The sequence below is a fragment of the Streptococcus sanguinis genome (assembly GCF_026781265.1).
Taxonomy (GTDB): Bacteria; Bacillota; Bacilli; order Lactobacillales; family Streptococcaceae; genus Streptococcus; species Streptococcus sanguinis_T.
This window is the reverse complement of the sequence record NZ_JAKUVC010000002.1, coordinates 697630-709279: the sequence shown is the minus strand read 5'-3', so window position 1 is coordinate 709279 and position 11650 is coordinate 697630. Positions and strand designations below refer to the sequence as shown.

The following is an 11650-nucleotide window of genomic DNA, read 5'->3' as shown; positions in this document are numbered from 1 at the left end:
ATCACAAAATACTAGTTTTGAAAAGAATTATACCCAATTTTACACCATTTTGTTGACTTTTATGTTTTAAATGATATAATGGATTTACAATATAAAAGGAGCAGAGAGATGTTAGGTGAGTTTAGGTCATTGTACGATTTGATGAATGCTTTCCCAAGTGATTATCATTGTGAACAACATTTAGAAAAAATTCGTTGGAATGGCTATGTAGTCAGTCCTTTTGATGAAACATCTAAGGTTTATAAATGCAAGAATGGTAAATATAGGTGCAAGAATACTGGTAAATATTTTAGCGTTAAAACTGGTACGATGTTTGATAATACTAAGGTCTCTCTTCAAAAATGGTTTATCGCTATTTGGATGGTGACTTCTCACAAAAAAGGTATTTCCTCACTTCAACTGTCAAAAGACATTCACGTTACTCAGAAAACTGCTTGGTTTATGTTAGAGCGTATTCGTAGATGCTTTGGCTCAGAAAATAACAATGAGTTGGACGGAACTGTCGAAGTAGACGAAACCTATATTGGTGGTAAAAATAAGAATCGTCATAATTCTAAAAAGGTCAAAAATGCACAAGGTCGTTCTCTAAAAGATAAAACTCCAGTTGTCGGTATGGTTGCACGAGAAGGAAAATTAAATGCTTATAAAGTAAGTGATACAGGTATAAAAACTCTGACAGAACAAGTCGTTAAATTTGTTAAAGATACCGCTCAACTTTACACTGATGAATGGTTAGGTTATAATAAAGTTGCGAAGATGTATGACCACGCTTTTGTAAACCATGGTGCTCATGAGTATGTCATTGATGATATTTATACAAACACGATTGAAGGTTTCTGGGCAGGACTTAAACGAGGGGTATTAGGAATTTACCATTCATGGTCTAAGAAACATTTGCAGGACTACGTGTATGAATTTGTATTCCGCTATAATACTCGTAGTATGGCGGATAATGACCGCTTCAATCTTCTACTAGCATCTTCAGGAGTTCGTACAAAATACAAGGAGCTAATCCATGGATAAACTACATGCAGAAATGGAGCGAACAGTTTCCAAAACGATTGACAATAAGTTAGTAGATTACCAAATTTCTCTATCTGATAATTTTTACAAAAAATATCTCAGTTATTATAATTGCCCTTATACTCAGGCAGTTGTTAAATCGCATCGGAAATTTTTCCAAGATTTATCGTATTATGCAATTTACCAAAAGCTCGACGATATTACAAAAATCAGCATACAGAATCGACTTTCCGAACTAGATACTCTAGTAGATATTTCAGATAACAAAGAGGAGTTCAACACTTTCTTTTATAAAAAATTTCGTTTTAAACTTCCCGATATTCCTTTTGAGGAGGAAAAACTAGAACTTTCTGATTTTGATTTGAAACTACAACAGGCTTTGAATTATAATCCTAAAGAAGATAAACAGTTAAGAAAGAGAAAAAGTTAGACTTTTAAATATAAACGACAATAACATGAACTAAATCTTACAGGAGGAAGATGATGGATTGGTATGATTATATGATAAATGCATCCAAGCAATCACGTTTCAATGCAAGTCATTGGTTTCGTTATTTGCGAAAAGTCATTTTTGAAGACCATTCTTATTTAACAAATGAGGATGTTGAGAAATTACTAGTCTCCAAAGAATTAACTGATTTTCAAAAGGTTAGCTTAAAGTATGCCATTCAAGAGCACACACCAACTCATGAATATGTGATTTCATTAAATAAGCCAGCTAAATTAGCCAATGTTCAAAAAATGATGGAGAAATACAAACATGGATAAAATGAAACCTGTCTTTGAAGCCTTGAATAAGGAATTGGTTCAGGCAAATCTTACTTTGACCATTATCTGTGTTGGTGGCTATGTCTTGGAATATCATGGTTTGCGTGCAACGCAAGATGTGGATGCTTTTTATGAAGAAAGCCAAAAAATCAATGAAATTATCGCTCGTGTCGGACAAGAGTTTAATCTTAACACTCACGAAGAGCTATGGCTCAACAATAATGTGGCAAATATGAATAAACAGCCACCGTTAAGTTTATGTGAAACCTTGTACTCGTTTAAGAATCTAACGGTTTTAGCAGCCTCGATTGAGTATGTGTTGGGAATGAAGATGGTGAGTACTAGAGAACAGGATTTAAAAGATATTGGAGCGATTATTAAATACAAGCATTTTCGTTCACCATTCAACACCTTTGATGGTTTGAAAAAAATGGGCTTTGATAGTATTGACTTTTCAGTTCTCCTAGAAGGTTTTAGCTATGCTTATGGCATGGATTGGTTAGAGAACTTTTTCAAAGAAAATCAAGATAAACTTAGAAAATATTATTGACATCACATTAAAAGACGATTTCCATTTCGGAAGTCTCCTTTTTTGTATATTTCGGAAGCACTCCATATTGTGGTTAGTGTAAACAGGTATATAGTTCCCAGATTTTAAAATATGACAAGCTGAAAATATTCTCGGCTTGTTTTATTTTTTTGCAATCTTTTACGAATAAAAAGACAAAGGAGAAAAATATGCTTGAAGAAATCATTGAAAAGCTGAAGAAATACAAGCTCTTTGTCGGTCTGGCAGCAGTTGGCGCTGTGCTAGGTGGATTTTTCCTCATCAAAGGAAATCACCAGCCGCAAAATCAGGTAGCCGCCTTGAGCCAAGAAATAACTTCCTCATCCAGCTCAGCTGATGAAGAAAGCGAAAAGATTGACTATAAGTCTAAGCCGGACGAAGAGGAAAGTGAGCAGGTCACTGTGGATGTTAAGGGAGCAGTCAAGAATCCTGGCGTCTATGAGCTTAGATCAGGAGCGAGAGTCCATGAAGCCATCCAAAAAGCTGGCGGATTGACAGCAGACGCCGAGGCTAAGTCCATCAATCAGGCACAAAAATTAACGGATGAAGCAGTCATCTATGTGGCAAAGATTGGTGAAGAAGGAGCCGATGTCACACAGACTGGCCAGCATCAAGCAGGAGCTTCTGATTCTGCTGGTGCCAGTGGTGGAAAGTCGGATAAGGTCAATCTAAATACGGCGACAGAGGTTGAATTGCAGACCATTTCAGGCATCGGACAGAAGCGGGCTTCAGACATTATCGCCTACCGCGAAAGTGCTGGCCGTTTCAAGTCAGTAGATGATCTGAAAAAGGTGTCAGGTATTGGAGATAAGACCTTAGAAAAGCTGAAAGAATATGTCACAGTGGATTAAAAAGTTACCCCTCACCCCTATCTATCTAGCTTTCATCCTTGTATGGGCCTATTTTGCAGTCTATTCTGGCAGTTCCTTGGCTTATTTTGGGCTAGGTGTCCTTCTGCTTCGTCTCTTTTTCAGCTATCCTCTCAAAAAAAGTCTAGCTGCCTTGGCATTTCTGTCCCTTTTTGTCCTCTTTTTCTTGCTTCGCCGGGAAATAGCAGAGCAGGCATTTAGGCAGGAACCTCCTTCAGCTAGCTCGGTTCAGGTCTTGCCGGATACGATCAAGGTCAATGGAGACTCCCTATCCTTTCGAGGGCGAACGGACGGTCGACTTTATCAGGTCTTCTACAAGATTAAATCAGCCAGTGAAAAGGAAGCTTTTCAGCAACTGACAGATTTGGTCGTCCTTGATATGGAAGCAGAGTTTGAACAGGCCCAGCAGCAACGAAATTTTTCGGGCTTTGACTATCAGGCTTATTTAAAGACTCAGGGGATTTACCGTACCTTAAAAATCAATAAGATTCAGTCACTAAGACCAATTTCCAGCCTTAATCCACTCGATTGGCTGTCTGTCTGGCGCAGAAAAGCGCTGGTCTATATTCGGAATAATTTTCCTAGTCCAATGACCCATTACATGACTGGACTCTTATTTGGTGACTTGGATACGGAGTTTGCGGAAATGAGTGACCTCTATTCTAGCTTGGGTATCATCCATTTGTTTGCCTTGTCTGGTATGCAGGTCGGTTTCTTTTTGGATGGTTTTCGCAGAATTCTTCTACGTTTGGGGATGAAGAGGGAGACAGTAAACGCCTTGCAGCTGCCTTTTTCATTTATCTATGCTGGACTGACAGGCTTTTCTGTTTCTGTCGTCAGAAGCTTAGTTCAGAAGTTGTTGGCCCAGCAAGGACTGACCAGATTAGACAATTTTGCTCTGACACTGATGATTCTCTCCATCATCATGCCCAATTTTCTTCTGACAGCAGGCGGTGTCTTGTCCTGCGCCTATGCCTTTTTGATTTCTATGATGGATTTTGAAAAGTTGCCGCCGTTTCGGAAGCTTTTAGCGGAAAGTCTGACTATTTCATTGGGGATTTTGCCTATACTAATCTACTACTTTGCAGAATTTCAGCCCTGGTCCGTACTTCTGACTTTTCTATTTTCACTACTCTTTGACCTGCTGATGCTGCCAGGCTTAACCCTCATTTTTATTTTGTCACCACTTATAAAAATCTCTCAAGTAAATTTTTTCTTTCAGATACTTGAAGGTGTGATTCGTTGGGTAGCTGACTTTGCTCCGCGCCCTTTGATTTTTGGAAAGCCCAACATCTGGTTACTGTTCGCTCTGCTTTTGGTTTTGGCTTTAATCTATGACTTTCGGAGAAAGAAAAGCTGGCTTTTATCTTTTAGTTTGCTCGCTCTTCTTTTATTTTTCCTAACAAAGCATCCGCTGCAAAACGAGATCACAGTAGTGGATATTGGTCAGGGAGATAGCATTTTTCTCAGGGACTGGCAGGGCAGGACGATTTTGATTGACGTTGGAGGACGAGTCGAGATAGGAAAGAAGGAGGCTTGGCAGGAGCGACAGACTTCATCCAATTCAGAAAAGACCTTAATTCCCTATCTCAAAAGTCGTGGCGTTGCTAGTCTGGATGTATTGGTCCTGACTCATACCGATACCGATCACATGGGCGATATGCTGGAGGTAGCTAAGCATTTTTCTATCAAGGAAATCTACGTTTCTAAAGGAAGTCTGACTCAGCTTGATTTTGTTCAAAAACTGGAGCAGATAGAAACTTCTGTCCATGTCGTAGAAGTGGGAGATGAGATTCCGGTATTTGACTCAGCTTTGCAGGTTCTCTATCCTAGTGGGACAGGCGACGGTGGAAATGATGATTCGATTGTACTCTACGGGGAGTTCTTTCAGACAAAATTTTTGTTTACAGGTGATTTGGAAAGACAAGGAGAGATTGAACTGCTGCAGCGATTCCCTCAGCTGAAAGCAGATGTCTTAAAAGCAGGACACCATGGCTCCAAAGGCTCTTCCAGTCCAGAGTTTTTAGAGCAAATTCAGCCGAATCTGGCCTTGATATCAGCCGGTCAGAATAATCGTTATCGACATCCGCATCAGGAAACCTTGCAAAGATTTGAGAAGTTTAATACAGCCATCTATCGAACTGACCAGCAGGGGGCCATTCGGTTTACTGGTTGGAATTCCTGGAGGATTGAAACAGTGCGTTAAAATTTAGTTTTGATGGATAGAGTGTCACACAAAGTCTAGTAGATCCCACTTAAGTTCAATAATAGAAACAATATTGATTTACTTATGTATTTGTGATAGAATAATTTTTATCATAAATAATTTATAGAGGAGAATTTTATGTTTACTGCATATAAAAAATATTGGAAACAATATGCTGATTTTTCAGGACGTTCCAGCCGTTCAGATTATTGGTGGGTAGTTTTGTGTAATATTTTGATTACCTTACCTCTTAATTTAATAGTGGTTATTCCTTTGATGGCTGCTGTATTTAATTATATGGCTGAACTTGAATATGACTATACTCCAAATCCTGGTGATATTTTTGCCTTATCTGGACTAGGTATTTTCTTTCTCTTTGTTCTAGGAATTTTTTATTTAGCTACTCTCATTCCTAGTCTTGCTATTACAGTTCGTCGACTTCGGGATGCTAATTTTCATTGGGCTTTTATATTTTTAGGAGTAGGTCCAAGCATTCTTTCTCTCATCCCTATTTTAGATGTTATTGGGATTTTAATTGCAGTACCATGTTGGATTGCTTTGCTTGTTCTGCTTTGCCAAGGTTCTAAACCGGGTGTGACCTCAAATAATTACGGCCAGCAGTTCGGTCAACAAAGTTTCCAAGGACACCAGTTTGGTCAACAGCCACAGCAAGTCGGTTTCCAAGGCCAACAGTTTGGTCAATCACAACAACCAGTTCAAAATCAACCATTTGGTCAACGACCACAGCAAGTCGGTTTCCAAGGACACCAGTTTGGTCAATCACAACAACCAGTTCAAAATCAACCTTTTAGTCAACAGCCTCAGCAAGGTGATTTCCAAGGCAAGCAGTTTGGTCAGTCACAACAACCAGTTCAAAATCAACCATTTGGCCAACAGTCGCAACAAGGTAGTTTCCAAGGCCAGCAGTTTGGTCAACAACCACAGCAACCTGTCCAAAACCAACCATTTGGCCAACAGCCGCAACAAGGTGGCTTCCAAGGCCAGCAGTTTGGTCAACAGCCACAACAACCAGTTCAAAGCGCACCATTTGTTCAGCCAGTTGTTTCAGAAGAACCTGTTTCTGATCAAAGCCAGGCAGCGGAGCAAGTGGAACCAGTTCAAAATCCATTTACTGCTGAAACACCTGAGCAGTCAACACCTCAAGATTTTGGAACTCAAGTACCTGTTCAAGATAATCCTTTTGTTTCACCAATCCAAGAGGAGCAACCTACTGCACCAGTTGAAAACAGTGTAGATGATGCAACTGAAAACCAAGAATAAACAAAGAAAGAGTTGGAAGTTTTCCAGCTCTTTTTGCTCTGTCGCTCTCAGAAAATCTTGAACAGAACTGGACATTGATAGTTTTTTAGAACAAAGAAAAATGAAGCTAGTAACAGTTTATATTTATATAGCAGATATACTCAAAAATTAGATTTTGTTTGCAAAGAAAATAGCAGACTTTCCGACTCTTTTTTGTTACAATCAATACATGAAAAAAATTGACAAGAAATATAGAGCAGGGGAGACTTTCGGTGTTAGCTATTGAGGAAATTAAAAAAATCACGTCAAGCAATCTTCCTGCTTTGACCATTTTGACTGGGGATGAGTTGGGGCAGTTTGAGTTTTTGAAGGAGCAGTTTCTCCACCAGATTCAGTTTCAACCGGGCGATTTGAACACTGCTATTTTCGATATGAAAGAAGCAAACTATCAGGATGTGGAGTTGGACTTGGTCAGTCTGCCTTTTTTTACGGATGAAAAAATCGTGATTTTGGATCATTTTGCTGATTTGACAACAGCCAAGAAGCGCTATCTGACTGATGAAGAACTCAAATCTTTCGAAAGTTATCTGGAAAATCCAGCGGATACGACTCGTCTGGTTATCTTTGCAGAAGGCAAATTGGATAGCAAGCGCCGTCTGGTCAAACTGCTGAAACGGGATGGGAGAATTTTTGAGGCTGAAGAACTCAAGGAAGCAGATCTACGGGCTTATTTCAGCAAAGAGGCACAGGCAGAAGGATTACAATTTGCTCCGACAGCTTTCGATCAGTTGCTGCTGAAATCAGGTTTTCAGTTCAGTGAAGTCAGTAAAAATTTAGCCTTTCTGAAAGGATATAAAGAGTCCGGTCAGATTGGTTTAGAAGACATTGTCGAGGCCATTCCCAAGACCCTTCAGGACAATATTTTTGACCTGACCCAGCTAATTTTGCAGCAGAAGATTGATGAGGCCAGAAGCTTGGTACGAGATTTGACTCTTCAAGGTGAGGATGAAATCAAGCTTATTGCCATTATGCTGGGGCAGTTTCGTATCTTTACGCAGGTTAAGGTTTTAGCGGAAAATGGCAGAGCTGAGAGTCAGATTGTGTCTGATTTGTCCGACTATCTAGGCCGCAAGGTCAATCCTTATCAAGTCAAGTTTGCCTTAAAGGATGCTCGCTCACTGAGTTTAGCCTTTCTTAAAAAGACTATGGCCTGTTTGATTGAAACGGATTTTCAGATTAAGTCGGGGCTGTATGATAAAGATTACCTGTTTGATTTGGCTCTGCTCAAGATTGCAACGGGTGAGTTACAAGCAAAATAGTTGAAAAATTCTAATGATTGCGTTATCATTTTTATAATCATATAGAAAAAGAGGTCTATCAAATGGCAATTATCTTACCTGATCTTCCTTACGCTTACGATGCTTTGGAGCCTTACATTGATGAAGAAACAATGCACTTGCATCATGACAAGCACCACAATACCTATGTAACGAATGTTAATACTGCGCTTGAAAAACATCCTGAAATCGGTGAAGACTTGGAAAAATTATTGGCTGATGTGGAGTCTATTCCAGCTGATATCCGTCAGGCAGTCATCAACAACGGTGGTGGACATCTTAACCACGCTCTTTTCTGGGAATTGATGACACCAGCAGAAACATCACCATCTGCAGAATTGGCAGCAGATATTGAAGCTACTTTTGGATCATTTGAAGACTTTAAAGCAGCTTTCACTGCAGCGGCTACAACTCGTTTTGGTTCTGGCTGGGCTTGGTTGGTTGTCAACAAAGAAGGCAAGTTGGAAGTAACCTCAACAGCAAATCAGGATACTCCTATTTCAGAAGGTAAAACTCCAATCTTGGGACTGGATGTTTGGGAACATGCTTACTATGTGAAATACCGCAATCTTCGTCCGAACTACATCCAAGCTTTCTTCTCAGTTATTAACTGGAAAAAGGTTGACGAACTTTACGCTGCTGCTAAATAAACAGGTAGCTTCAATATATAAAAAGGCAAATCAATCAATGATTTGCCTTTTTTGATGCTTAAAATGCCTTTTTCTAGATTTGACTTGTTATTTTCCTCATAATTTTTTATAATACAAATGCTAGGAGAAATGTTTTGAGTAAAAAAATTGTAACGATTATCGTAGCTGTGGTTTCTTGTCTTTGTCTGCTGGGCTTCATCTTCCTTTTTATAACCCAACGAAATAAGGCCATTGAAAAGAAAGCACAAGAGACTGCCCAACTTGCAAAATCTGGCGAGCAAGAACAGGGAACAGAGAAAGCCAAGCCTGATTCCAAACCAGTTGAAGAAAAGCCAAAGCCTGTTGAAAAAAGTCCAGAGGAAAAGCAGAAGGTCATGGAAGCGGACGGCTCGACTATGGATGCTTTAGGGCTTCGATTTGACTATGCAAATTTGGATTTGACTCAGGTCATTCAGGCTTATATGACCGAAATGGGAATTGAACCCTCCCAGATTGCATTTTCATATAAGGATTTGACGACCGGCAAGACCTTTGCAATGAATGACACCCAGCCTATGACTGCGGGATCGACCTACAAGCTCCCTCTCAATATGCTGGTAGTAGATGAGGTGGCTGCCGGTAAGCTTTCTATGGACGAGCGGTTTGATATTACCAATACAAACTATGAATATAGGGGCGAACATGATAACTATGTCGGTGCTTTCAACGGTGCTATGAGCATATCAGACATGCAGGAATATTCCTTGGTGTATTCTGAAAATACGCCAGCCTACGCTTTAGCAGAGCGTCTGGGCGGGATGGAAAAAGCCTATGATATGTTTAGCCGTTATGGCCAGTCCAAAGCTGACATTAAGACTATCAACCGAGAGAATAATAAGACCACGACGGATTACTATATTCAGGTCCTTGAGTATTTGTCTAAAAATCAGGATAAGTACAAGGATATCCTTTATTATATTGGTGAATCCTTCCCAGGTGAGTATTATAAGCGCTATCTGCGTGACATTACCATTTATCAAAAGCCTGGATATGTTCGTGAGGCGCTCAATGTGGATGCTCTAGTCATGGAAGAGAAGCCTTATATTATAGCTCTCTATACGGCTTATCTGGGTGGTAGCACCGAGGCCAGTGATGAGATCAGCGGTGTCGGAATTGAGCAAGTTGGTCAGCTAGCCTACGTCATCAATGAATGGCACCGGGTTAATATGAACTAATCTAATAGAAATCACAAATCAATACGCTTTAGATGAAAATCTGGGCGTATTTTTGGTTTTTAATGGCAGTAGAGCTTGATGATTTTTAGATTGAAGTTATTTAGAAAAAATTCGAAATAGATTTGACAGAAAGAAGGGAAAGGTGTATAATCTATTTAGAAAAAAACCAAAACAGTTCAGGAGAAAAAACGATGATTTCTATTCATATATTGATTGCCATGCTGCTGATTTTAGGGGCAGTCCTTGTTCCTTTGGTTTATTTTAAAAAGACCAAGCACATTTCTCTATTAGTCTTTCTTTTAGGGGGGGTTGGTTTTTATTTATCGAGTCAAGTTCTGGAAAATATTTTGCACCGTATCGTTTTACAGCCTCAGGCTGATGGGACTATCGCTTTGCAGACGGAAAATCCTTTGCTATACGTTCTTTATGTTGTTGCTGCGGCAGCTATTTTTGAAGAAACAGCCCGCTGGGTCATCTTTTACTGGCTGCAAAAGAAGCGTCCACTGACCTTTAGGGATGGTGTGGCCTATGGCTTGGGGCATGGTGGTATTGAGGCTTTGTTTGTTGGTATTGTCAGTCTCTTAAACTTTTGGGTTATAGCTCAGGTAGTGACTCAGGGGAATGCCCAGACGCTGGCTCAAATTCCCCAGGCAACGATTGATTATGTCCGTTCCATGAGCGCTGGTAGCATCTATCTTTTGGCTCTTGAGCGGATCTTGGCTATTCTTATCCAAATCTTGCTGACCTTCTGGGTTTGGAAGGCGGTCAAGGAGAAGGCTTCAGTGTATTTTTTAGCTGCGCTGGGACTTCACGCCCTGATTGACTTAGCGCCTGCTCTAGCTCAGGTAGGCGTTCTTCCGCCACTTGCAGTTGAAGCTCTGCTCTTGGTAGAAGTAGTGGCACTAGTCTTTCTGACCAAGAAAATTTTGAAAGTTTACCTGAAAGAAAGGTTCAATCATGGGGATCAGTCAAACGCTTAAAGCTCTAGCTGACCCAGTTCGAAGGGGGATTCTGGAAATGCTCAAGCATGGTCCGAAGTCTGCAGGGGAAATTGCCCAAGCTTTTGAGCTGACGCCTGCGACGGTATCCTACCACCTCTCTCAGCTAAAGAAAGCCGGTCTGCTCATAGAAGAAAAGCAGAAGAACTTTATATATTATAGCTTAGATGTCACTGTTTTTGAAGAAATTCTTGTCTGGTTTCAATCTCTTGGAGGAGGAAACGAAAATGAAAAAAAATAGTTTACAAGAATTAGGCTGGGCGCTTGGCGTCATGCTCTTGCCAGTTTTATATGCCATCTGGGTCTATCAAACATTACCGGAAAACCTGGCTATTCATTTTGACTTATCTGGAAAAGGAAATGCTTTTTTACCTAAGTTTTTAGTAGTTTCGGCTTTTCCAATTGTCATGATGCTGCTAGAAGTTATGATCTATTGGACAACCATTGCCAAAGATATATTGAATAGAACCTTTAAGCACCTTATTCGCTGGATATTTCCTTTTACCTTTGTTTCGCTGTATCTAGCTACCATTTATCGGGGTTTAAATGAGAGTTTTGATGTGCGTAAAATAGCAACTATGCTAGTTGCTTTGGTTTTCATAATTGTAGGCAATTACTTGCCCAAAAAAGTACAAGCTGACAGAAATTCCATGAATAGAAAATGGGCACACCTCTTTGTTTTGTTAGGATTTCTTACTTTTATAGTCAGCATTTTCTATTTGTAAGCGGATTTATGCTATAATGGTATCAAGTATCA

Annotated in this window: 13 protein-coding genes; all 13 read left to right on the top strand. The window is 39.9% G+C overall.

All coding sequences use genetic code 11. The annotated features are described in order from the left end of the window. Nucleotides 1–108: 108 nt before the first annotated feature. Nucleotides 109–1023 (top strand): IS1595 family transposase, encoded by a 915-nt coding sequence (locus MK370_RS04045; RefSeq protein ID WP_268684257.1) that lies wholly within the window; start codon nucleotides 109–111, stop codon nucleotides 1021–1023. After that, nucleotides 1016–1453, top strand: a complete 438-nt coding sequence (locus tag MK370_RS04040) for a hypothetical protein (RefSeq protein ID WP_117281700.1) — start codon at nucleotides 1016–1018, stop codon at nucleotides 1451–1453. Before MK370_RS04045 ends, MK370_RS04040 begins: the two co-directional genes overlap by 8 nt. Before the next feature lie 53 nt (nucleotides 1454–1506). Next, nucleotides 1507–1791, top strand: coding sequence for a hypothetical protein (locus MK370_RS04035; RefSeq protein WP_014713812.1), 285 nt, complete (start codon nucleotides 1507–1509; stop codon nucleotides 1789–1791). Continuing rightward, nucleotides 1784–2341: a DUF6036 family nucleotidyltransferase gene (locus MK370_RS04030; protein WP_268684256.1), complete on the top strand. Its 558-nt coding sequence runs from the start codon at nucleotides 1784–1786 to the stop codon at nucleotides 2339–2341. Before MK370_RS04035 ends, MK370_RS04030 begins: the two co-directional genes overlap by 8 nt. 188 nt (nucleotides 2342–2529) lie before the next feature. Further along, entirely contained in the window at nucleotides 2530–3210 is a 681-nt protein-coding gene (locus tag MK370_RS04025) for a helix-hairpin-helix domain-containing protein (RefSeq protein ID WP_268684255.1), read from the top strand. After that, nucleotides 3194–5434: a DNA internalization-related competence protein ComEC/Rec2 gene (locus MK370_RS04020; protein ID WP_268684254.1), complete on the top strand. Its 2241-nt coding sequence runs from the start codon at nucleotides 3194–3196 to the stop codon at nucleotides 5432–5434. The genes MK370_RS04025 and MK370_RS04020 overlap by 17 nt, the downstream gene beginning before the upstream one ends. Nucleotides 5435–5572: 138 nt before the next feature. Next, nucleotides 5573–6715 carry a DUF805 domain-containing protein gene (locus tag MK370_RS04015; protein ID WP_268684253.1) on the top strand — a complete coding sequence of 381 codons (1143 nt, stop codon included), beginning with the start codon at nucleotides 5573–5575 and terminating at the stop codon, nucleotides 6713–6715. A 251-nt stretch (nucleotides 6716–6966) separates the two neighbouring features. After that, nucleotides 6967–8013, top strand: a complete 1047-nt coding sequence (gene holA, locus MK370_RS04010; RefSeq protein WP_268684252.1) for a DNA polymerase III subunit delta — start codon at nucleotides 6967–6969, stop codon at nucleotides 8011–8013. Between the two features lie 62 nt (nucleotides 8014–8075). Further along, nucleotides 8076–8681, top strand: a complete 606-nt coding sequence (gene sodA, locus MK370_RS04005) for a superoxide dismutase SodA (RefSeq protein ID WP_268684251.1) — start codon at nucleotides 8076–8078, stop codon at nucleotides 8679–8681. A gap of 134 nt (nucleotides 8682–8815) precedes the next feature. Further along, nucleotides 8816–9895: a serine hydrolase gene (locus MK370_RS04000; RefSeq protein WP_268684250.1), complete on the top strand. Its 1080-nt coding sequence runs from the start codon at nucleotides 8816–8818 to the stop codon at nucleotides 9893–9895. 191 nt (nucleotides 9896–10086) lie between these two features. After that, nucleotides 10087–10875: a YhfC family intramembrane metalloprotease gene (locus MK370_RS03995; RefSeq protein WP_268684249.1), complete on the top strand. Its 789-nt coding sequence runs from the start codon at nucleotides 10087–10089 to the stop codon at nucleotides 10873–10875. Beyond that, nucleotides 10853–11134, top strand: a complete 282-nt coding sequence (locus tag MK370_RS03990) for an autorepressor SdpR family transcription factor (protein ID WP_002896078.1) — start codon at nucleotides 10853–10855, stop codon at nucleotides 11132–11134. The genes MK370_RS03995 and MK370_RS03990 overlap by 23 nt, the downstream gene beginning before the upstream one ends. Further along, the gene (locus MK370_RS03985) at nucleotides 11121–11618 is read left to right on the top strand and encodes a DUF1648 domain-containing protein (protein ID WP_002932849.1); all 498 of its coding nucleotides are present in this window, start codon (nucleotides 11121–11123) and stop codon (nucleotides 11616–11618) included. The genes MK370_RS03990 and MK370_RS03985 overlap by 14 nt, the downstream gene beginning before the upstream one ends. Nucleotides 11619–11650: the final 32 nt, after the last annotated feature.